Source organism: Rhodococcus sp. SBT000017, from assembly GCF_003688915.1.
Lineage (GTDB): Bacteria > Actinomycetota > Actinomycetes > Mycobacteriales > Mycobacteriaceae > Rhodococcoides.
This window is the reverse complement of the sequence record NZ_REFU01000001.1, coordinates 3,864,991-3,887,258: the sequence shown is the minus strand read 5'-3', so window position 1 is coordinate 3,887,258 and position 22,268 is coordinate 3,864,991. Positions and strand designations below refer to the sequence as shown.

Genomic DNA, 22,268 nt, shown 5'->3' with positions numbered 1-22,268 from the left:
TTATTTCAGACAAACTAATTCTACAAAGCTGGCGGGTACGAGCGACAAACTTGGAATCGGCCGATTGCGCAGGTCAGTAGCACTGCCGAATAACTGAGTTGAATAACTATTTTCCCCTGCCGGAGTATTTCGCGGACTATCAGGGAACGGATCTGAAATATTTTGCGGCAGAGGGTACCTAACCGAGCAGTGCCGCCAGTGCGTCTACCTCCGACGCGTCGGTGTGGGCGTAGGTTCGCAGGACTAGCGTTCCGCCATCCGCGTGGCCCAGCCAGGCGGCGACCGCGGACGGTGTGGCTCCCGCAGCGATCAGTCGCGACGCTGCGGTGTGCCGAGCGGCGTGGAGTCTGCGATGGGGCACTCGCGCGTACCGCAGCGCTTCTTTCCACCAGTCGTCCAGCGTCCGGGGTGCCACCGCGCGGCCGTCCCAGTGCGTGAGCACGTGCAGATCTCGGGCCCCAATCCATGCATCGCCGGCTCTCTTTCTGGCGATCTGCTGCCGTTCATGCGTGCCCCTCAGCACTTCCAGCACCGGGGCCGGCAGTTTCAGGGACCGTCGTGCGCGGGCGGTCTTTCCGTTCTTCTGATCAATGGTTTGCCCACTGATTCGAACCCGGGTCCGCGCGGCTACCGTGATTCTCCCTGCATCCAGATCGATTGCACTCCAACGTAACCCGGCAAGCTCCCCGCGCCGCAACCCGATCAACGCCAGGTGCACCATGGGCGCATGGACCACGGCCATGTACTCAGCCGACCGCTGTCCGCCGAACAGCGGCAGATCCACTTTGGAGTGCACCGTCAGCAGCCGCGCATATTCGTCTTCACCGAGTCGGTCCGATAAGTCCAACGCACCCTCGTAGGTTTCGACGTCATCCTTCTTGCGCAACGGCTTCACATATTGAATGAGGTTTTCGCTCAGGACCTTCCGCCGCTCAAGGTCTTTCCACACGGCTTTGGTGCGTGCAAGCATCGGGTTGATCGATGTTCGTTTCCACTTCCGCTCACCCGGCCCGGTGCCCGCTACCAGGTCTTGCACGAGCTGCTCTACCTCTCGGTCGCCAATTGTCCGCACGTCGCGATTGCCGAACCGGTCAACGATTGGTGCCAGCGCCGCCGTGTAAGCCGCGAGAGTAGTCAGATTGATCCGCTGCGACGCAAGCCAACGCTCGACCGCCTCGGACACCTTTACGACTCCAGCCTCGTCGGCGGCAGCCGCCACCGCCTCAGCCGACATAGTCTCTTGCAGCTTGTCGAGGTACTCCCCCGCGTGCGCGGCAGTAGTGAACCGACGCCGAGTCTGCCGTCTAGTGCCGTCAGCCCGCGCCAGACGCACCCGCACCTCGTATCGGATGTCCCCGCTCGGGAGCGCCACTTTATCCACGCCTTTTCGCAACGCCATGTCGCGATCCTACTGAGGACGTGTCACATGTGTGTCATACCGGCGTATGGCCAGGTGCGTCGGTGTCAGGGGCGGTTTGTCGAAACCGCCCCTGACGTGCAGCGGAAGCGGAGGGATTCGAACCCCCGGTGGTTTTACCCACTCTCGCTTTCAAGGCGAGTGCATTGGGCCGCTCTGCCACGCTTCCGTGTGCGATCTTAAACGGCCGGGCGCACCGGGGCCCAATCGCCCCTCATCGCCGCGGTGTGGAGCCGGACGCGTCCATCGCTGCGTCGACCTTCTCGAAGATGTCGCCCAGCACCTCGAGTTCGTGGGGCGAGAGGATGTCGATGAGGTGCTGACGGACGCCGCGGAGGTGAGTGGGTGCCGCCTCCGCCAACCGCCGACGGCCCTCTTCGGTGATCACCGCCAGCACGCCCCTACCGTCGTTGACGCAGGTACTGCGAGTCACCATGTCCTGGAGTTCCATTCGCCTGATCTGATGCGTCAGGCGACTTCTCGAGGACAGGACACCGTCGGCCAACTCACTCATCCTGATGGAGCCGTCGATCGATTCCGACAACATCACCAGAATTCGGTATTCGGCCATCGACAGATCGTGGCGATCCTGCATATCTTTGTTCAATACCCCCATCAATCGCTGCCCGCCGTCCATATAGGCGCGCCATGCTTTCATTTCCGCAGTATCGAGCCACTGCGGGTCCCCCCCGGAACCAACGGCTAGTTCGGCTGTCACCCGTGACATCCTAGGCAAGAAATCTACCGACGAGTAGCTTGCGATGGTTGAATGTTCGATTCGAGTCCGGGACCTAGGGTCGAGTTATGACAGATCCCAACATCGACCCACCTTTCGTTGCCGCAGCCGACAGATACGAGTCCATGGTCTTCCGGCAAGTGGGGTCTCGCGGGCCGAAGCTACCGGCGATCTCGCTGGGGCTGTGGCACAACTTCGGTGACGACGTACCGCTGATGAACCAACGCGCGATCCTGCGTCGCGCATTCGATCTCGGTATCACGCACTTCGACCTGGCCAACAACTACGGCCCGCCGTACGGCAGTGCGGAGAAGAACTTCGGCCGCATCTTCTCCGAGGACTTCGCCGGATATCGCGACGAGCTGATCATTTCCAGCAAGGCCGGCTGGGACATGTGGCCCGGCCCCTACGGCTTCGGTGGCTCCCGCAAATACCTGCTGTCCTCGCTCGAGCAATCGTTGACGCGGATGCGACTCGACCACGTCGACATCTTCTACAGCCACCGACCCGACCACGACACCCCGATCGAAGAGACTGCAGGCGCACTGATCAGCGCTGTCCAGCAGGGTAAAGCGCTGTACGCCGGCATCAGCTCGTACAAGCCCGAGGGCACGCAGAAGATGGCGGACCTTCTCGCCGACGCGGGCGTTCCTCTACTGATCCATCAGCCGAGTTATTCGATGGTCAATCGGTGGATCGAACCCGAACTGCTCGACACCCTCGACGCGGTGGGCGCGGGCGTCATCGCGTTCTCACCTCTGGCCCAGGGCATGCTCACCGACAAGTACCTCGACGGCGTCCCGTCGAATTCGAGAGCAGCGCAGGGCAAATCGCTGAATCCGGACTGGCTCACCGACGACCACGTCGGGCACCTGCGTGCGTTGAACGACATCGCCTCGACCCGCGGCCAATCCCTCGCGCAACTCGCGCTGAGCTGGGCCCTGCGCGACCCGCGTGTGACCTCGGTACTGATCGGCGCATCGAGCGTCGAACAGCTCGAGAACAACGTGGCGGCGTTGAAGAATCTGGACTTCATCGACGCAGAACTCGCCGAGATCGACACGCAAGCCGAGGACTTCGGAATCAATCTCTGGGACCTGTAGGAGTGCCTGCGGCAGTGGGGGCGCACTATGGAGACATGCGTGCCATCACACTGAAAGAGTTCGGCGATCCCGACGTCATGGAATGGACCGAGGTCCCCGACCCCCGTCCCGATCGCGGACAGGTGATCGTCGATGTCTCGGCCACCGCCGTCAATCGAGCCGACCTGATGCAGCGACAGGGAATGTACCCGCCGCCGCCCGGTGCCAGCGACATCCTCGGACTCGAATGCTCGGGCATCATCTCCGAACTCGGTGAGGGTGTCAGCGGCTGGAAGGTCGGCGACAGGGTCTGCGCTCTGTTGGCCGGAGGCGGCTACGCCGAGCAGGTCGCCGTACCCGCCACCCAGCTCTTCCCCATACCGCAGGGCCTCGATCTGCATGTGGCAGCGGCACTTCCGGAAGTGGCCTCGACCGTGTGGTCCAACCTGGTGATGGACGCACACATGCGTTCGGGGCAGGTATTGCTCGTTCACGGCGGCGGCAGCGGAATCGGTACTCACGCAATCCAATTGGCCAAGCAGATGGGCGTCACCGTCGCCGTCACCGCTGGATCGAAGTACAAGTTGGACATGTGCGCAGACCTCGGAGCCGACATCCTGATCGACTACAAGAACCAGGACTTCGTCACCGAGATACGTTCACAGACAAAGGATCACGGTGCCGACCTGATCCTGGACAACATGGGAGCGAAGTACCTCGACCGCAACATCGATGCGTTGGCCATGGACGGCACCGTCGTCACCATCGGCATGCAGGGCGGCGTGAAGGGCGAGCTGAATTTCGGCAAACTCCTCGCCAAACGTGGCTCGGTGCATGCTGCCGGTTTACGCGGCCGACCCGAAACCGGGCCGTCGAGCAAAGCGAACATCGTCGCAGACATGACCGCACACCTGTGGCCCATGATCTCCGAGGGCCTCGTCACCGCCGTCGTACACGCCGAGATCCCGATAACCGAAGCGGCGCAAGGACATCGAATGCTCGACGAGGCCGAGACCATCGGGAAGGTGATCCTGCGAATTCAGTAGCGCGCAGGTCGGCGGTCGTGAGTGGAACCTCGTAGTGGGCTACGAGGCCGGAGTGGAGCCTGCGGAACGACCCGGAGGCACCTCGCGCACGTGCGGCGGAGCCGCTCCGTCAGAGGGCGAGAGCGGACAGCGCTGTGACGAGCTGATCGATCTCGTAGCGGGTGGTGTACGGAGCCAGACCGATGGTGACGGCACCACCCTCGTCGTTGACGCCCAATGCGTCGAGCAACCGACTCCCACCGTGGACTCCGCTGACACTGCCGATTCTGGCCTGCGCGAGTTGCTCGGACACCTTCACCGCCGGCATGCCCTCGACGGTGAAGCTCAGGGTGGGAATGCGCGTCGGCGCATTCCCCAGCACCATGACGTGGTCGAGGGAGTCGAGCGCCTTCATCAGGTAATCGAAAAGGCCGTCGTGGTAGTGCTGCAACGATCCGATCGACAGCTCGAGGCGCTCGCGACGCGTCCCAGTTGCTGCGTCGTCGAGATTGGCCAGGTAGTCGATGGACGAGACGACGCCCGCCAACAACGCGTACTGATGGGCGCTGACCTCGAGCCGCTCGGGCCCCTTGGCCGACGGGTTCAGCGACATCGACGGCAACTGCTCCAGCAGCGTCGGATCGCGGAAGATCAGCGCACCGACCGACGGCCCACCCCACGCGGCGGTGTCGATCGCGACGATGTCGGCCCCGAGTTCCTTGATGTCGACGTGGGCGTAGGGGGCAGCTCCGGCCGCGTCGACCACGATGAGCCCACCGACCTCGTGCACCAGATCCGCCGCGACCCGAACATCGGGCGCACTACCGACGATCGGCGACGCCGCAGTGACCGCGACGAGCCGAGTGGTGGAGGTGATCAGGTCGTCGAACTGCCAGGTGGGCAACTCACACGTATCGATTTCGACCTCGGCCCATCGCACATGCGCGCCGGACCGGCTGGCGACCCGCAGCCACGGTGCGACGTTCGCTTCCTCGTCCAGCCGCGAGAGCACCAGACCGGTTCCCAGCCCCAGCCGCGAGCTCATCGAATCCGCGAGCCAGGACAGCAGCGTCGCGCGATCCGGACCGATGACGACACCGGACGGATAGGCACCGACCAGATCGGCGATCGCGACGCGAGCGGACTCCAGCAGAGCTGCACTGCGCTTGGCCGCGATGTTGCCGGCCGAATGATTGGACGCACTGTGCCGGAACGCGGTGGATACAGCGGTGGACACGCGGTCCGGAATCAGCATGCCCAGCTGAGGGTCGAGATGAATCCACCCGTCACCGAGCGAGGGGATGGAACCTCTCACTCGCGCGACGTCGTAACCCATGCCGGACACTCTAAGCGCCGACCGGTGCAGCATGTGTTCCACGTCCTGTTTCGCCAGGGAACGGTTGCCCACCTCGCACGCTCGATCCTCCCGGCCTCCACTGTTCCAGACGACCGAACCAGGATAATCGCCCCAGACGATCGCGCAACGGCGAGCGACGGGTAAAGATGGATATATGACTCAATCCGAGCCGAACAGCGCACCCGACGACCATGTTGTTGTGATCGGCCCCAATGGAGAACCGCTTGCCCTGAGCCGTGAGGAAGCGACGGCCGCCGCGGCCCGCGCCGCCGGATCCTCCGCGAACGACGGATCGGACGATGGATCGGGCCTGTCGGAGATGGTCGAGCAGCCCGCGAAGGTGATGCGCATCGGCACGATGATCAAGCAGCTTCTCGAGGAGGTGCGCGCCGCTCCGCTCGACGACGCGAGCCGGACGCGGCTGAAGGAGATCCACAAGTCGTCCATCCACGAACTCGAACAGGGCCTCGCACCGGAACTGCGCGACGAGCTCGAGCGCCTGGTACTGCCCTTCGGCGACGACGTGGTCCCCACCGACGCCGAACTGCGCATCGCGCAGGCCCAGCTCGTCGGCTGGCTCGAAGGCCTGTTCCACGGCATCCAGACGGCCCTGTTCGCTCAGCAGATGGCCGCCCGCGCTCAACTCGAACAGATGCGGCAGGGCGCGTTGCCTCCCGGTGTGATGCCCGCACCGGGTGGCGGCCACGGCGGCAGCGGTACCGGCCAGTACCTGTGACACGCTCGGAATGAGCCGAAAAGTCGAATGCAGGTAGTGTCGACCGTCGTGTCGGCACCAGCGAAGGATCCCGAGAGCGAGGCAGGAGACCAGATGCCTGCTCCGGTTTCGGACTCACAGACTTATCGGCGGGCTTTCGGCGACCTCAGAACCGGTTTCAACCAGCGCGAGCTGTGGCTGCACCTCGGCTGGCAGGACATCAAGCAGCGGTATCGCCGGTCGGTGATCGGTCCGTTCTGGATCACCATCGCCACCGGCGTCCAGGCCATCGCCATGGGTCTGCTGTATTCGGTTCTGCTCAACATCGATCTGCGCGAGTTCCTGCCGCACGTCACCGTCGGTCTGATCATCTGGAACCTCATCAGTGCCGCGATTCTCGAAGGCGGAGACGTCTTCGTCGCCAACGAAGGCCTGATCAAACAGCTGCCGAGCGCGCTGAGTGTGCACGTCTATCGACTGGTGTGGCGTCAGCTACTGCTGCTCGGCCACAACATGCTGATCTACGTGATCATCATCGCGATCTTCTGGCCGCCCGGCGGGCTGCACTGGACCGTGATCTTCGCGATGCCGGCGCTCGTGCTGATCCTGCTGAACGCGGTGTGGGTGTCGATCCTGTTCGGCATCATCGCGACCCGCTACCGCGACATCGCCCCTATCCTCGGCAGCTTCGTCACGCTGATGTTCTTCATGACGCCGATCGTGTGGACCACCTCGGGACTCGAGTCGATGGGCGGCGAGGCCGCGAACCGCGCCAAGCTCGTCGAGATCAACCCGCTCTTCCACTACCTCGACATCATCCGGGCCCCCCTGATCGGCGAGGATCAGCAGGCGTACCACTGGTACATCGTGCTCGGCTTCACCGTCGTCGGATGGGCGCTGGCCATCGTCGCACTCAAGAAGTACCGGGCCCGCGTGCCCTACTGGGTTTAGGGGTATTCGAGTTGTCCATCAGTATCAGCACGCACGACGCCTGCGTCGACTTCCCCATCTTCGACGCCAAGACGCGGTCGCTGAAGAAGGCGTTCCTCGGCAAGGCCGGTGGCGCGATCGACCGCAACTCTTCCGATGTCGTCGTCGTGGAGGCTCTCAAGAACATCACGATGAACCTGAAGGACGGCGATCGCGTCGGACTGGTGGGACACAACGGTGCGGGCAAGTCGACGCTGCTGCGTCTGCTCTCGGGCATCTACGAGCCGACGCGAGGCAGCGCGACCATCCGCGGCCGCGTCGCGCCGGTGTTCGATCTGGGCGTCGGTATGGACCCGGAGATCTCCGGCTACGAGAACATCATCATCCGCGGCCTGTTCCTGGGGCAGACCCGCAAGCAGATGCTCGCGAAGATGGACGAGATCGCCGACTTCACCGAACTCGGCGACTACCTCGACATGCCGCTGCGCACCTACTCGACGGGCATGCGGGTGCGCGTCGCGATGGGCGTGGTCACCAGCATCGACCCGGAGATCCTGCTGCTCGACGAGGGCATCGGAGCCGTCGACGCCGAGTTCATGAAGAAGGCTCGGCTGCGACTTCAGGAGCTGGTGAAGCGCTCGGGCATCCTGGTGTTCGCAAGCCACTCCAACGAATTCCTGGCTCAGCTGTGCGACACCGCGATGTGGATCGATCACGGCCAAATTCGCCAGCAGGGCGGCATCGAGGACGTGGTCCGGGCATACGAGGGCAACGACGCGGGCGATCACGTCGCGCAGATCTTGAAGGAAATCGAGCGGGAAGATGCAGCGGGTGCCTGACCGGATCATCGGGGTCATCGTCACGCACAAGCGGCGTGAGTTGTTGGCTCTGTCGCTGGACGTGATCGGTGCGCAGACGCGTCCGCTCGATCACCTGATCGTGGTCGACAACGCCGATGAGCCCGCCGTACGCGAACTGGTGGAATCGATCGACCTGCCGACAACGTATCTCGGCTCGCAGCACAATCTCGGCGGCGCAGGCGGGTTCGCGCTCGGGATTCTGTACGCGCTCTCCCTCGGTGCCGATTGGGTTTTTCTCGCCGACGACGACGGCCGCCCCGAGGGCCCGAAGGTTCTCGAAACCCTCTACGACTGCGCGCTCGCGCATGGACTGGACGAGGTGTCGCCGGTCGTCTGCGACATCGAGGATCCTGATCGCCTGGCGTTCCCGCTACGACGCGGCGTCGAATGGCGTCGGCTGCGGTCCGAGTTGATCGACCCGGCGAACCCGAACGACGATCTCCTCGAAGGCATCGCCTCACTGTTCAACGGTGCCCTGTTCAAGGCGTCGACGATCGATGCGGTGGGCGTGCCGGATCTACGCCTGTTCGTCCGCGGCGACGAGGTGGAAGTGCACCGTCGGTTGCAGCGCTCGGGCCTGAAGTTCGGCACCTGCCTCACCGCCGCCTACGTCCACCCCAACGGAGCCGAGGAGTTCAAGCCGATCCTCGGTGGCCGGATGCACACGCAGTACCCGGAGGACGCGACCAAGCGCTACTTCACGTACCGCAATCGCGGCTACCTGATGTCGCAGCCCGGCATGCGAAAGCTGCTGCCGCAGGAGTGGATTCGCTTCACCTGGTTCTTCCTGATCACCACCCGCAACCCGAAGGGTCTTGCCGAATGGTTCCGGCTGCGCGGGCTGGGGCGTCGGGAACACTTTCGTAGGCCCTGACGCTGCCGCCATGGGGTGCGCGGACCCGCGTGATACCGCTACCGTGTGCCCATGACGGAACCTCGGAAGCTCGCTGATCGCATCAAGTCGTCGGCACGGGAGAAGCTTCAACGAGCGATCGGCGAGGTTCTGGCTCAGCAGACCGCCCAGCTGGCCGAGCAGACCAACGATCAGCAGGCGAAATTGCTCGACGTCCTCGAACGCCAACGGCGTGAGATCGACGATCTGCACGCGTTCATCCGCGGCCTCGAGATGCGGATGCGTCGTGACATCCCGTACGCGTCCGACGTCGAAGCAGCCGCCCAGAGCGCCGAGTTCGCCGAAGAGATGATGCCGCAGGCCCCGACGTTCCTGCGGCCCCACGCGACACTGCGATTCGCGCTAGGCGAGGTCTCCATTCGCGGCATGGCCCTCGAGTTCGGCGTGGCCAGCGGGACGACGCTCGAGATCATCGCCGAGGAATTGAGCTCACGTAAGGACATCACCGTCGTCGCCGGATTCGACGTGTTCTCCGGCCTACCCGAGACCTGGCGCACCGGCTTTCCGAAAGGGCTGTTCGAGCAGGAGAGCATTCCCGAAGTGCCGGGCGCGCAGATCGTTCCCGGACTGTTCGAGGATTCGCTACCGGGCTTTCTGAAGGGTCACCACGAGAAGCTTGCGTTTCTGCATCTGGACGCAGACCTGTACTCGTCGACGGTCACCGTGCTGGATCTGGTGGCCGACCGACTCGCCGTCGGCACCGTCATCGTGTTCGACGAGTACTTCAACTTCCCCGGCTGGCGCAACCACGAGTACAGGGCGTGGACGGAATTCGTCGCTCGCACCGGCACAGAGTTCGACTACCTGGGCTACACCGCCGACAACGAACAGGTCGTCGTCCGCATTCGCACCGCCCCGACAGTCCGCGCGAAATAGCTACTGCCCGTACAGGCGAGCCCAGTTCTCTCGGCTCGTCAGTTCCGGCACTGCTGCGCGGTAGGACGCGGCGACCGTCGGCGTCTCGCTACGCAGGCGCTTGAGCGCCGCCACACCGCGCTTGAACAGCTCGACCGCATGAGCCTTGTTGCGCTTGCGAACTCGAACACCCTCCTGCGAGCGATCGGTGACGATCGCGTGGGAGAACAGCGAGACGTGCCACCAGTGCGCGTCGTCGGCCGAGATCGCAACCGGACCGGGATCGACGGTGCCGCGCCACTGATTGAGTACGCGCTTGGCCAGCACTGCGAATTCCATGCTCTTCTTCGGCGGTGGGCCTGCCGGAGTGATGAACATGTCGGCCGGACGCACCCCGGGAACCTCGTTCGCGTTGTGGCGCTTGGTTTCTCCGTACGCGGCGCGTTCCCGCCGGATGGAACCGGCCGCGTCCATTCCGCCGTCGAGCAAGTATTCAGGTCCGGCCAGGAAGTCCTCGACGGCCTTGATCAGCGTGTAGGCCATGCCGTACTGCATCGACACCAGGTACCGCAGCAGGTCGGTGAACAGCTGCTTGGCGAGCGCGCGGCCGTCGAGTTCGATGTGCAGGGCCGCGGTGATCATGCCGTTGCGCAGGTTGAAGTAGCGGTGCCACTCGTCCCAGTCCTTCCACGCGAAGTCGGCATGCCACACCGCTGCGCCCGGAAGCGTCACGGTCGCGAATCCGTTTGCGCGAGAACGGTATCCGTACTCGATGTCGTCCCACTGGAAGAACAGCGGCAGCGGGTATCCGACCTGCCCGACGATCTCGGACGGGATGAGGCACGACCACCAACCGTTGTAGCCGGCGTCGACTCGGACGTCCTGCTGCCGCTTGCGCTTGAATGCACTCTTGTCCGAGATCGCGTTCTTGACGTGCACTCCGGCTTCGAGCTTCTGCAGGTTCGCCACCTCGGCACCGACATGCACACGATCGGGGTGCAACAGATACAGCATCTGCGCGCCGATGATCGCCGGCTCGACGGTCATGTTGGCGAACGAGTTCATGCGCACGATCGCCTCGGGCTCGCACAGCACGTCGTCGTCCATGAAGATCACGTTGGCCGGGTCGCCGCCCTTGCCCTGCACCTCGTAGAGCCCGCGTGTGAATCCACCTGCGCCGCCGAGGTTGGGCTGAGTGATGTAGACGAGCTTGCTGCCGAGCTCGGCCGCGACGCGCTGGAACTTCTCGCGCGTCTGCACCTGGTCGGTGCCCTGATCGACGACGTAGACGTTGTCGACCCCGAGCAGTGCGATGGGATCGTCGGCCATGGCAGCGACGGTGTTGGCGCAGTCGTCGGCGCGGTTGAACGTGCAGATCACCACCGAGGTGGGACGCAGCTTCTCCGGTGCGGCGACGGTCCATTCCGCGTCCTGCACCGACAACTCGCTCGATGTGGTGGTGAAGCGGACGTACAGCGCACCGCCGTCGAGGAACTGCGTGGTGGCGACGGGAACGGCCAACTGAGTCGACGCATTCGCGGAATCGACCGTCGTACTGGCCATCGTGCGCTCGTGGCCCTTGTAATCCGTGGCCACCAGATCGATCCGACCGGCACCGGCGACGGTCGCCCGGAACACCACCTCGGTGACGGTGGTCCACCGCTGCCAGTAGCTGGCCGGGAACCGTCCGAAGTAGCTGTTGGTGTGCAGCACGCTGCGCTTGGCGATCCGAGCGCCCGTGCGGGTGCGCTCGGCATTGCCCTTGCCGACAGAGCTGTACATATCGGCACTGACCAGGGGCGACGGACCGTCGAACAGCAGTCTCTGGACTGTCAGTTCGGGCTCACCGTCACCGCCGGCAACAGCCGACAAATTCGACGCGGAGCCGAGACGATCGAGAGCAGTGCCGTCCATACCGAGAAGTTTCCCATCCAGTTCGAGTAATGACGCTGTGCGGCCGTGGTGAGAAGAAGACCACTGACCATGGTTGCACAGGCCCATCCCGTTCCGTCCGATGCACGCCGCGCCGAGTTCCTTCGTCCGGTTCGGACAGGAGATCCGACTATGCCCCGCGGTCGATCCTCATGCGGCGCTGGTCGTCGAAACGTGGGCAGTCTCGCGACGGAAAGGGGGGCGACGTCGCCAGGTGACGGCCCGGAGGATCCATTCGAGTGGTCCGTAGCGAAATTTCGACAACCAGATTCGGCTCGACACGGACTGCGTAGCGATCAACACGACTGCAACGCCCATTGCTGGGTACACCGAATCTGCATCGAACAGTCCGAACACCCTGGCGGCCACCAGAACGACGAACGACGCGGAAACGTAATTCGTCAAGGACATCTTGCCGAGTGGATCGAACACCGCTCGCAGCGCAGCACGGATCGGTGCCCATTGCCACGCGAGAGCCAGAATTCCGATGTATGCCAACGCCATTGCCAGGCCTGCTTGCGCACCGGGGAGGGAGAATCGCGGATCGCCTGCCCCCGCCGAGATGTAGGACATCATCAGCGGTATTGCGGCCGCACCCGCCGCGCAGGTCAGAACCAGCCCAGGAACCACAGACTTCTCCATCAGCGCCGGTACTCCCAGCTGCGCAGCACCCGCACCGACCAATACCAACCCCGGCAGCGAGTCGACTCCCCCGCCGAGGAAACCGAAACTCACCACGGTCAAGGCACCGCCGACGACTACGTTGACCGGGGCTGGAGCCCAGACGACCAATGGCAGCACGAGCAGTCCGACGATCGCGTACATGCGGAGAATGTCGCCCGAGTACGCAAACGAGTGCACCACCCCGATCAGTCCGAGTCCGAGCAATCGAAGAACCAGCGGCTGCCATGCACCCACACCGCGGCGTCGGGCACCGTCGGCGATCAGATACATGGAAACGCCGAACAACAGGGTGAAGATCGGGACGAACCTTGATTGAACCGTGTGATCGAGCAGGGCCCGGCCTGTACTCGCCGCGGAAATTTCGGTGATGTCCAGGACATTGACCAGCAAAATCCCGAACAGCGCGAATCCGCGCAGCGAGTCCATGAAGTGATATCGAGTCATGATGAACACTCTTCGGTCTCGGGGGTCGATGCGCATCGACCGAGCGGATGAGTTCGATCGTTCGCTCGGATGATCGTGCACTGTTTCATCGACCGGCGGCGAACTGCGGGTCACACGCGTCGACGTTTCGGTTCCCGGACACCTCGAGAGCTACAGTCGAGTGTCTTTGCCCGAACTCACGGAGTTGACCCTTGACCCCCACGGATACACAGATCGCGCGCGCCGCCCTGCCCGACAGCAGGAGAGAGCGCCTCGCGTGGGGAGCAGCGGTCGCTGCAGTCGTCGTCCTCGGTTATCTCCTGGTGCTCAGCGTCGATCCCCGCTTCTTCTACATCGACGACACCGAATCGGGGGCCGTACCCAACTGGCTTCAGCTCGGACGCATCATGCGCGACGGGCATTTCCCCTCGCTGGTGCTCGATCAGTGGATGGCCGGCAACTACCCGGTCGAGGGCCAGGGCGGCCTGTGGAATCCCGTGCAAATGGCGATCAACTACATCTCGCCGTCGATCGACAACCTGGTGCTGCTGGCCACGGTCGTCAAACTCGGCTTCTCGATTCTGTTGGCCTGGGGCGTCTTTCGTGTCGCTCTCGCCTACGGAGCGCGGGCGAACTGGGCTGCGGTGGCGGGCGCGAGCGCACCGTTCGTCGGCTTCACGCTGTTCTTCGAGAACACCTCGTGGGTGACCGCGCTGATGGGCACCGCGTGGATCATGAACGCGTGGGCGAGCTCGGTGTCCTACGCCCGCGGCCGGTCCGGCCCGATCGTGCCGTTCGTCTTCCTCTACCTCGCCATCAGCGTGGGATACGTCCACGCCGCAGTGATGGCCGGAGTGATGATCGGATCCGTCGCGATCGGCGAACGATTGTTCCAGCGGCTGTGGCGTCCGGCGCTGAAGGTGTGCGCGGTCGGTATCGCTGCCGCGGCCTGCGGGGCCGTCACCTTCCTGCCCGGCGTGCTCACGTCCGCTGTCACCTGGCGTAGTGGCGACGAGGGCACGTTCAACGACAACTTCCTGACGGCACCGTGGTCGGAATCGCTTACTGCGAGCATCCCGACGGCGGTGACGAGCATCGAATCCTGGGCGGGTGAGACTACCGAATCGCCGGTCACCTACATCGCCTGGTTCGTGGTGCCCGCGCTGGCGTTCATCGCCTGGCGTCGGGTGCCCGCCGCCCTGCGCGAGCTGGCAGCCCCGCTGATCATGTTGGCGTTCGCCCTGATCTTCACCGCAGGTCCCAGCGACATCGGGCCGATCCGCTGGCCCGCCCGCATCCTGCCGTTCGTCGCCCTCGTCGCGCTGATTCTCGTGGTCACTCTGATCAGCCGGTACGGAACTCTCGACAAGCTGCGGCCCCGGCTGCTCGCGGCCGGTCTGCTGACGCTGGTGCTGCTGCTGCGCGCCGGTTCTTCGGGCCCGGAGATCTTCGGCCGCCACGTGCTCGCTGCGCTCGTGATCCTGCTCGTCGGAGCACTCGCGCTGCTGTTGGCCCACCGTTTCTCCACTCGCGCCACCGCGGCACTGCTGTTGGTGACCATCGCGCCGGTGGCGATGTACCAGGTGGCCACCTACGAACCGCCGTTCGCCAAGTGGTGGCTGCCGGCGTCCCAATCCGAGGCCAAGGCCGAGTTCCCGCGGTGGCAGGGCGCGACGCTGCAGCTCGGCAGCCGCGCACTCACCGAGACCGAAGCCGACGAACCCGACGACCCCCGGCTGCCCTGGCACTCCCAGGTGTACGGCAACTCCGCCAAGATCATGGGCCTGGACTACGTCAACGCCTACACCCCCGTCGGCTATCTCGACTTCGCCAACTTGCTGTGCTTCGAGCACGAGGGATCGACCTGCACGGACGCCTTCCAGCGAGTCTTCGAGATCGAGCCGTACACCGGCCGGACCTATGCCGACCTGATGCAACTCGACCGCATCGTGCTGCAGAAGAACCAGTATCCGCTCGCGAACTCCCGGCCCGCACCCGCAGGCTGGCAGTGGGTGACCGCTCCCACGCCCGAGTCCGCTCGCCAGATCTACGTCCTCGAACGCGTCGACGGGTTGATTCCCGCCACGTCGGGACGCGTCGTCGCGACCGTGAACGCTACGGCCGATCCCCGATCGTCCGATGCGGACTCGGAACACGTCGACGTCAGCGCACCGAACGGCGGCAGCGTCGTGTTCTCGCGTCTGGCCTGGCCCGGCTACACCGCGACGCTGAACGGTGAAGAGCTGCAGACGAAGGGGTTGGCCGACATCTTCCTCTACGTCGACCTGCCGCCCGGCACCGAGAACGCAGATCTGCACATCACCTTCCGGCCGCCGGGCGAACGTCTCGGACTCGCCGCGATGGCGGGCGGGGTGATGCTGCTGGTCGGTCTGGTGGTGCTCGATGTGCGACGACGCAGAAGCCCTGCCGCGCCGGAGTTCGATGGTGACGCCAAGAGCAGTTAGGCTCAGACCTCGTGATGTCCGACGCTGCTGCTGCTGATCCGCACCGCATCTCGATCGTGGTGCCGGTCTACCAAGGTGAGCGGACCCTCAGCGCGTTGATGGACGAGATTCTTCCGCTGACGCAGGTGACGCATACCCCCGTCGGGCGTCCGATGATCGTCGAGGAAGTTCTGCTCGTCTTCGATCACGGACCCGACGATTCCGCTGCGGTGATCAGGCGGCTGACCGCTGCGCATACCTTCGTTCGCGGTGTATGGCTGAGCCGCAATTTCGGTCAGCACCCCGCCACTCTCGCCGGCATGGCGTCGAGCGGCGGCGAATGGATCGTCACGATGGACGAGGACGGCCAGCACGACCCGGCGGCCATCGGCGGCATGCTCGACACCGCCCTCGACCAGCAGTCCACCGTCGTCTACGCCAAGCCGACCAACGTCGCACCGCATGGACTGTGGCGCAATACCGCCTCTCGCGGCGCAAAATGGTTGATCGCCAAGGCCCTGGCCGGGGACAACACCGTCGACTATCAGAGCTACCGCCTGGTGCTCGGCGAGGTCGGTCGCTCCGTCGCCGCCTACGCCGGTTCCGAGGCGTACCTGGACATCGCACTCGGGTGGATAGCGGGCGACGTCACGACCAGCCCGGTGGCGTTGCGCGAAGAGGTGGACCGTCGATCGGGCTACCGACTGCGCACCTTGCTCTCGCACTTCTGGCGGATGGTGCTCTCGAGCGGCACCAAGGGCCTGCGGCTGGTCAGCTTCATCGGCATCGCCTTCGCGGTACTCGGCCTGATTCTGGTGGCCTACGTGCTGGTGTCGTACTTCGTCTTCGATTCGGGTGCCGAGGTGCGAGGCTGGGCGTCGACGATGGTGATTCTGTTGTTCGGCTTCGGGGCAACACTGTTCTCCCTCGGTGTGGTGGCCGAGTACGTGGGCGTCAACGTCAAGACCGCCATGGGCAAACCGCCGTACCTGATCGTCACCGATCCGGGGAACGGCCCGCTCGGTCGTACCGCGCCATCGACCGAACCTGCACCGCCGGCGTGACCGCGACGCACACGTGGATCGTCGGCAGCGGCGGACTACTCGGCGCTGCGGTGACCAGGGAGGCCGGACGTCGCGGACATCGGGTGCACACCAGCACCATCCCGTGGGCGGACACAGCCTCTGCCGAACAGGCTCTGCTGCAGCGCTGTTCGGAATTCTTCGATTCCTTCTCCAACGGCACCTGGAACGTGATCTGGGCCGCGGGCGCGGGCGTGAACGGAACCAGCGCAGCGCAGTTCGCCGAAGAGAACGGTTTGATCCGAACCGTTCTGGCGCGCATCGAGGCTGTCGCCGCCGACCGCGCGGGCACCGGAACCGTGTTCCTCGCCTCGTCCGCCGGTGGCGTCTACGCGGGCGCGACCGGAGCCCCGCATCACGAAGGAACGAACCCGGTTCCGTTGGGCGACTACGGCTTCGCGAAGCTGCAGTCCGAGGCCATCGCGACCGAGTTCGGTGAACGCACCGGCATCAATGTGGCCATCGGTCGGTTCGCGAATCTGTACGGGCCTGGGCAGAACCTCGCGAAACCGCAGGGCCTCATCTCGCACCTGTGCCGCGGATACCTCATGGCCTCCCCCGTCTCCATCTACGTGCCGATGGACACGTTGCGCGACTACCTCTACGTGTCCGACGCGGCCGAGATGGTTGCCGACACCCTCGCAATGTCGGCCACGCGACGACTCTCGCCGACGATCAAGATCTTCGCCTCCGGTGAGGCCGTCACCATCGGCTCGATCCTCGGAGCGTGCCGGACGGTGTTCCGCCGTCGACCGAACGTGGTGCTGGCGGCGTCCCCACTCGCGGTGTTCCAAGGTCGCGATCTACGGCTTCGGTCGACGGTCTGGCCGCAGATCGATCGTCGAACGCACCGAACGTTGCCCGCAGGCATCGCCTCCACCCTGTTCGCGACGCGTCAGGCATTGGGGGCCGGTCGATGACCGAACCACAAACCCCTGCTCCCCCGGCAGGCATGAACGGCGCGCCGGGGCCGCTGATGCGCATCGTCAAGAATCAGAAGATCGCGTTCCTGCTCGTCGGCGGCGTCAACACCGCATTGGGTACCGCCTGGTTCATCCTGTGGCAGTTGTTGATCGGTGAGCAGTACGGCTACCACGCCGCGATCGTGCTCGGCTATCTCTGCAACGTGCTGTGCGCGTTCGCGATGTACCGGTACCTGGTGTTCCGTGTGCGGGGGCACTTCCTACGCGACCTGATGCGGTTCTTCGTCGTGAACTTCGGCGCGTTCGTCGCCAACATCTCACTGATGACGATCGCCGTCTCCGTCTTCCACTTCCCGCCCATTCCTTCACAATTGGTCGTCACATCAGTGATGGCAGTCGTCAGCTTCTTCGGCTACCGCGACTTCTCGTTTCGCAGAAAGAGCCAGGCCCCCACATCATGACGCCCCGTGTTTCCGTAGTCGTTCCCGCGTACAACAACGCCGAGTATCTGGCCGAGACCATCGATTCGATTCTCGCCCAGACGTTCACGGACTTCGAGCTGGTCATCGCCGACCATTCGTCGACCGACGGAACCCTCGCCGTCGCACAGAAGTTCGACGACCCACGGATCCGCCTCCTGACCACCCCGACCGGCGGCGGCGCGCAAGCCAACTGGAATCGCGTGACCGCCGAGGCCACGGGAGAATTGATCAAACTCGTGTGCGGCGACGACACCATCGCGCCCACCGCGTTGGCCATCCAGGTGCAGGCGTTCGACGACAACCCGTCCGCCGTTCTGGTCGCCTCGCAGCGGACGCTGATCGACGCCTACGGCAAGACCGTCATCGCCGCCCGCGGGCTCGGCGGTCTCCACGGCACGGTCTCGGGCCGAGTCGCCGCCCGAACCGCAGTTCGGGCCGGTGCCAACATCTTCGGCGAACCCGGCGGCGTCATGATGAAGCTCGCGGAACTCCGCGAGATCGGACTGTGGGACAACAGTCATCCCTACCTGATCGACCAGGCCACCTTCATCGCAGTCGCCCTTCGCGGTGATATCGTGGCCATCCCACAGCCATTGGCGTCGTTCCGCATCAACTCGGGGCAGTGGAGCGTGGAACTGGCGACACAGCAGGCACGTCAGGCCGCGGACTTCCACCGCTCACTGCAGGCCAGTGACCCGAGCCTGTTGTCCGACAACGACGTTCGCATCGGCAACGCCAAGGCGCTGATGACGTCGTTCATGCGTCGCGCGGTGTATCTGCTGCTGCGCCATCGGATGTCGCGCAGTAGCTAGTGTCGCGCGGCGGCCTCGAGACCCCGCAACCTGTCCGACGGCGATCGACGCGGGCAGCTGGTGCACTTGCCTGCTCCGCCCGTCTCGTAGAGCAGGCAGCACGAGCAACGCTGCGTGAAACGTCGTCCACCGACGTCGACGAAGCGCGGCTTCGGAAGCGTTGCAGCCATCTCCCCGATCAGCCATGCTGCGAAGTCACTGCCGAGTGCCTGATCACCCAGCGCCACAGCCACATCCACGCTTCGATTGGCGATCGAATCCGAGGCGATTGCCCACAGCGCTTGCCTGCGCGCCCCCGACGCCGCCGCCAACGCGTCGACGATGCCGGTGAACGTCTCGGTCAGTGCCTCGGGCAATGCCGAGACCTCGATAACTCTGTCCGACACCGTTCCGCCCAGGTATCCGTCCGGCCGCAGGAAGCAACGCGCACCATACAGTCGTGGATCTGCCGACTCACCCGTGACCATCGCTGCGGCGATGGCAACGAACGCGATCGTCGAGCTGGCCGAATACCACCACAGAGTCCCGTTGACTCGCGCGTCGGTGCGCTGCCACCGGCGGCCGGTGTCGTCGACTCGCGCCCGCAACCACTCGCCGTCGAGCATGACCGTCGCACTGAGATCGAACGGCCCGTCGAGGTACTGCTGAACACTCGGAACTCGCTGCGCTGCAAGCGCGTAGATGTTCATGCCAACCCGTGAATGTCGATGGTGGGCGGCGGTCCTGTACGGACGGTCGCGCGAATGCCGAACACGTCGGCGAGCAACCGATCATCGAGAACATCGGTGGTCGGTCCCGACGCCACCACGGCTCCACCGTCCAGGACAGCCAGACTGTGGCAATACTGCACCGCCAGCCGCAGATCGTGCACGGTCACGACGATGGCCAACCCATCCGCGGCCAGGTCGCGAACCGCATTCATCACGATCAACTGCTGCCGTAGGTCGAGATGGTTGGTCGGCTCGTCGAGCAACAGTATCTGCGGCCGCTGCGCCAGGGCGCGCGCGATGGACACCCGCTGCCGCTCACCGCCGGAGAGTGACCCGACGTCGCGACTCTCCAACGCGAGCAGATCGACGCGGCCCATACTTGCGGTGACGATGTCGTCGTCGGACGAGGTAGGGCGGTCGAACCAACCGCGGTGCGGCACGCGGCCGAGCGCTACGGATTCGCGGACGGTCAGACCGACCGAGGCCTGCGGCTCCTGGGTTCCGACGCCGACAGTCCGCGACAGCTCCGATCGCTTCATGGTGTGCGCATCGACGCCGTCGACGAGAACTGTTCCGGCAGAGGGAGTCAGAGCTCGATAGCAACACCGCAGTGCTGTCGTCTTCCCGGACCCGTTCGGGCCGACGAGACCGAGCACCTCACCGGGAGCAACGTCGAAGTTCACACTGCGCAGTACCTCTCGCGACCCGAATCGCGTGGACAACTCCCGCACGGACAACCGCATCAGATCTCCCGTGCGTAGCGGCGATACAGCATGAACACGAAGATCGGTGCGCCGACGAGCGCGGTGATCACTCCTACCGGAACCTCGGTGCTCTGCGTGATCGAGCGTGCGAGCGTGTCGGCACCGACGAGGGCTATCGCACCGAACAACGCCGCCACGGGCAGCAGCCTGACGGCACGGGAGCCGACGACGTATCCGGCGAGGTGCGGCACCAGCAGTCCGACGAATCCGATTCCGCCACTGACCGATACAGCTGCACCCGCCAGCAGGGAGATGGCCAGCAGTTGCAACATCCTGAACCGGCGTACGTTCATCCCCAGCGCGGCCGCTCCGTCGTCCCCTGTCTTGAGCAGGTCCATCCTGGGCGCGCTGATCGAGACGAGTAGTCCCACACCGATCAACGCCAGCACGGGGAACACGAGAGTCGACCAGCGGGCATCACCGAAACCACCCGCGAGCCAATGCAGTACACCGCTCAGGCTTCGCTCGTCCGCGAACACGAGCAGCGTCAAGGTGATGAGAGCGGTGAACACGCTGCCCACTGCGACACCGACCAGGACGATCGCCGTCGAGTGTGGGTATCGACCGCCGATCGCGAGCGCCAAGAACAACGGGATCAGCGCACCGACGAACGCGGCCGCAGGCACGGTGAACGCGCCGAGTGCACCCGCGCCGATGCCGAGCGTCATCACCATCACGACACCGAAACCTGCACCCGAGGACACGCCGAGCAGGTACGGATCGGCCAACGGATTTCGCGTAACCGCCTGCGCGACACCGCCGGCGAGGGCGAGGGACGCACCGACCACCGCGGCGGTCAACGACCGTGGAAGCCGCGAATCGACGACGATCACCGCACGCGCCTCGGTCCACCACGACTCGAACGCGCCTGGCACGAGACGGTGCGCGACGATGGCCCACACGTCGCCCATGGGGATTCTCACCGACCCGAACGAGACGGCCGCCGCAATGGATGCGAGCAACGCTGCCGACGACAGGAGCAGGATCACGGCGTAGCCGGTGCGCGACGATCGCGTGCTCCGGACTGCGACGACGGCGGGTCTGTCCAATAGCGCGCTCATCAGAAGCGCTCGGGATGCAGTGCGCGCGCAATGGTCTCGGCGCTTCCGACGAGCCGCGGACTCTGGAAGAAGTCGTCGAGCGGAACGACCACGAAGTTGGCTTGCTGCACCGCCGGCGTCGTCGCCATGATCGGCTGGCTCTTCAAGAAGTCGATCTTGCCCTGCGCGGACGTATCGCCGTAGTCGAGAACCACGATGGCCTCGGGGGCCCGTTCGCCGACGAGTTCCCACGTCGTACCCAGGTACGGCCGGTCTCCCTCTACGAAGATGTTCTCGGCTCGGGCGTGATCGGCGATGAGTTGCCCGACGCCCACGCCCCCGACTGTCGTGGGCTCGCTCTCGCCCGAGTCGTAGAAGAACGTGGATACGGGGGCGACGCCGGCGAGCGCGTCGTCGATCTCGGCGAGCCCGCTGATCACGCCGTAGGTGATGCCCCGCGCCGCGTCGGCAACACCCAGGATGTCGCCCAGTTGCGCGTAGTCCGTCTCCAGCATGCCGATATCGGCGAGACCTGTGCCGCAATATTCGGAGAACAGGAACGTCGGGATGTCGAGCTCGGCGAACGACGCGCGCGAGCGACCTTCCTTGTCGTCGAACGCGCTGCGCATGCCGCCGACGACGAGATCCGGGTCCAGGTCGAGGATCTGCTCCTTGGTCGGATACTCGTCGGCGAGGCCGTCTATCGACGCGAACTCGTCGGCCGTCTCCGGCGTCGGAACGGCATTGCGATACCCCATCCCGACGATCCGATCCGCAACGCCCATCTCGATGAGGACCTCGGTGACGTGGTCGTTCATCGAAACGATGCGCTGAGGCGGGGCATCGAACCGCTGCACGATGTCGCAGTTCGTCACCTCGACGGGCTGATCGAACGATGCTGTCTGCGCTGCATCGGCGGGGGCGTCACCGCGGGAGCACCCGGCGAGCAGGACAGCCGCGGAGAGAACGGCGATGTAGGCGGAGCGTGACATGAGGACCTCACTTGGAGCTCAGAGCCACGAAATGAAAGTCGGGTGCGCAGCACGAAGCAGCCACGCGCAGGACTGCCGATTCGTAGACCA

General features: G+C 64.7%; 21 protein-coding genes and 1 tRNA gene. 12 read left to right on the top strand and 10 right to left on the bottom strand.

Translation table 11 applies throughout. The features are described 5' to 3' along the window. Positions 1-178: 178 nt before the first annotated feature. From AYK61_RS18225 to AYK61_RS18215, 3 genes are all read right to left on the bottom strand, one after another. Positions 179-1,399, bottom strand: coding sequence for a site-specific integrase (locus AYK61_RS18225; RefSeq protein WP_121871851.1), 1,221 nt, complete (start codon positions 1,397-1,399; stop codon positions 179-181). 102 nt (positions 1,400-1,501) lie between these two features. Beyond that, a tRNA-Ser gene (locus tag AYK61_RS18220) sits at positions 1,502-1,586 on the bottom strand. A 45-nt stretch (positions 1,587-1,631) separates the two neighbouring features. After that, entirely contained in the window at positions 1,632-2,144 is a 513-nt protein-coding gene (locus tag AYK61_RS18215) for a MarR family winged helix-turn-helix transcriptional regulator (RefSeq protein ID WP_121871850.1), read from the bottom strand. A gap of 77 nt (positions 2,145-2,221) precedes the next feature. Between AYK61_RS18215 and mgrA the strand changes: the two genes are divergently transcribed. Both mgrA and AYK61_RS18205 read left to right on the top strand, forming a co-directional pair. Continuing rightward, entirely contained in the window at positions 2,222-3,256 is a 1,035-nt protein-coding gene (gene mgrA / locus AYK61_RS18210) for an L-glyceraldehyde 3-phosphate reductase (protein WP_121871849.1), read from the top strand. Between the two features lie 35 nt (positions 3,257-3,291). Further along, positions 3,292-4,281 carry an NAD(P)H-quinone oxidoreductase gene (locus tag AYK61_RS18205; protein WP_121872875.1) on the top strand — a complete coding sequence of 330 codons (990 nt, stop codon included), beginning with the start codon at positions 3,292-3,294 and terminating at the stop codon, positions 4,279-4,281. 109 nt (positions 4,282-4,390) lie between these two features. Here AYK61_RS18205 and AYK61_RS18200 read toward each other — a convergent pair whose 3' ends face one another. Beyond that, positions 4,391-5,596: a cysteine desulfurase-like protein gene (locus AYK61_RS18200; protein ID WP_121872874.1), complete on the bottom strand. Its 1,206-nt coding sequence runs from the start codon at positions 5,594-5,596 to the stop codon at positions 4,391-4,393. 175 nt (positions 5,597-5,771) lie between these two features. On the opposite strand from AYK61_RS18200, the gene AYK61_RS18195 reads away from it, so the two are divergent. The 5 genes from AYK61_RS18195 to AYK61_RS18175 all read left to right on the top strand — a co-directional run bounded on the left by AYK61_RS18195 (position 5,772) and on the right by AYK61_RS18175 (position 9,911). Then, positions 5,772-6,353 carry a bacterial proteasome activator family protein gene (locus tag AYK61_RS18195; RefSeq protein ID WP_121871848.1) on the top strand — a complete coding sequence of 194 codons (582 nt, stop codon included), beginning with the start codon at positions 5,772-5,774 and terminating at the stop codon, positions 6,351-6,353. A gap of 93 nt (positions 6,354-6,446) precedes the next feature. Beyond that, positions 6,447-7,283 (top strand): ABC transporter permease, encoded by an 837-nt coding sequence (locus AYK61_RS18190; protein ID WP_183130462.1) that lies wholly within the window; start codon positions 6,447-6,449, stop codon positions 7,281-7,283. An 11-nt stretch (positions 7,284-7,294) separates the two neighbouring features. Then, a complete protein-coding gene (locus AYK61_RS18185) occupies positions 7,295-8,101 on the top strand; it encodes an ABC transporter ATP-binding protein (protein ID WP_121871847.1) in 807 nt (268 codons plus the stop codon). Further along, positions 8,085-8,996, top strand: a complete 912-nt coding sequence (locus AYK61_RS18180) for a glycosyltransferase (protein ID WP_183130345.1) — start codon at positions 8,085-8,087, stop codon at positions 8,994-8,996. Before AYK61_RS18185 ends, AYK61_RS18180 begins: the two co-directional genes overlap by 17 nt. Before the next feature lie 51 nt (positions 8,997-9,047). Beyond that, entirely contained in the window at positions 9,048-9,911 is an 864-nt protein-coding gene (locus AYK61_RS18175) for a TylF/MycF/NovP-related O-methyltransferase (RefSeq protein WP_121871846.1), read from the top strand. On the opposite strand, the gene AYK61_RS18170 is transcribed toward AYK61_RS18175, so the two are convergent. Both AYK61_RS18170 and AYK61_RS18165 read right to left on the bottom strand, forming a co-directional pair. Beyond that, positions 9,912-11,804 carry a glycosyltransferase gene (locus AYK61_RS18170; protein ID WP_121871845.1) on the bottom strand — a complete coding sequence of 631 codons (1,893 nt, stop codon included), beginning with the start codon at positions 11,802-11,804 and terminating at the stop codon, positions 9,912-9,914. A gap of 168 nt (positions 11,805-11,972) precedes the next feature. Next, complete coding sequence (locus tag AYK61_RS18165) at positions 11,973-12,950, bottom strand: DUF418 domain-containing protein (protein WP_183130344.1); 978 nt, start codon at positions 12,948-12,950, stop codon at positions 11,973-11,975. 191 nt (positions 12,951-13,141) lie between these two features. Here AYK61_RS18165 and AYK61_RS18160 point away from each other — a divergent pair, with 191 nt between their 5' ends. The 5 genes from AYK61_RS18160 to AYK61_RS18140 are packed head-to-tail and all read left to right on the top strand — an operon-like array spanning position 13,142 to position 18,672. After that, positions 13,142-15,394, top strand: coding sequence for a hypothetical protein (locus AYK61_RS18160; protein ID WP_121871843.1), 2,253 nt, complete (start codon positions 13,142-13,144; stop codon positions 15,392-15,394). Between the two features lie 14 nt (positions 15,395-15,408). Then, positions 15,409-16,437 carry a glycosyltransferase gene (locus tag AYK61_RS18155; RefSeq protein WP_183130461.1) on the top strand — a complete coding sequence of 343 codons (1,029 nt, stop codon included), beginning with the start codon at positions 15,409-15,411 and terminating at the stop codon, positions 16,435-16,437. Beyond that, positions 16,434-17,375, top strand: a complete 942-nt coding sequence (locus tag AYK61_RS18150) for an NAD(P)-dependent oxidoreductase (RefSeq protein WP_121871842.1) — start codon at positions 16,434-16,436, stop codon at positions 17,373-17,375. The genes AYK61_RS18155 and AYK61_RS18150 overlap by 4 nt, the downstream gene beginning before the upstream one ends. Then, complete coding sequence (locus tag AYK61_RS18145; protein ID WP_121871841.1) at positions 17,372-17,839, top strand: GtrA family protein; 468 nt, start codon at positions 17,372-17,374, stop codon at positions 17,837-17,839. The genes AYK61_RS18150 and AYK61_RS18145 overlap by 4 nt, the downstream gene beginning before the upstream one ends. Continuing rightward, positions 17,836-18,672 carry a glycosyltransferase family A protein gene (locus AYK61_RS18140; protein ID WP_121871840.1) on the top strand — a complete coding sequence of 279 codons (837 nt, stop codon included), beginning with the start codon at positions 17,836-17,838 and terminating at the stop codon, positions 18,670-18,672. The genes AYK61_RS18145 and AYK61_RS18140 overlap by 4 nt, the downstream gene beginning before the upstream one ends. On the opposite strand, the gene AYK61_RS18135 is transcribed toward AYK61_RS18140, so the two are convergent. The 4 genes from AYK61_RS18135 to AYK61_RS18120 are packed head-to-tail and all read right to left on the bottom strand — an operon-like array spanning position 18,669 to position 22,178. Further along, positions 18,669-19,361, bottom strand: coding sequence for a (2Fe-2S)-binding protein (locus tag AYK61_RS18135; RefSeq protein ID WP_121871839.1), 693 nt, complete (start codon positions 19,359-19,361; stop codon positions 18,669-18,671). The genes AYK61_RS18140 and AYK61_RS18135 overlap by 4 nt on opposite strands. Beyond that, positions 19,358-20,128, bottom strand: a complete 771-nt coding sequence (locus tag AYK61_RS18130; RefSeq protein WP_397485490.1) for an ABC transporter ATP-binding protein — start codon at positions 20,126-20,128, stop codon at positions 19,358-19,360. The genes AYK61_RS18135 and AYK61_RS18130 overlap by 4 nt, the downstream gene beginning before the upstream one ends. After that, positions 20,125-21,207, bottom strand: a complete 1,083-nt coding sequence (locus AYK61_RS18125) for an iron ABC transporter permease (protein ID WP_121871837.1) — start codon at positions 21,205-21,207, stop codon at positions 20,125-20,127. Before AYK61_RS18125 ends, AYK61_RS18130 begins: the two co-directional genes overlap by 4 nt. Beyond that, the gene (locus tag AYK61_RS18120; RefSeq protein ID WP_121871836.1) at positions 21,207-22,178 is read right to left on the bottom strand and encodes an ABC transporter substrate-binding protein; all 972 of its coding nucleotides are present in this window, start codon (positions 22,176-22,178) and stop codon (positions 21,207-21,209) included. Before AYK61_RS18120 ends, AYK61_RS18125 begins: the two co-directional genes overlap by 1 nt. Between the last annotated feature and the right edge of the window lie 90 nt (positions 22,179-22,268).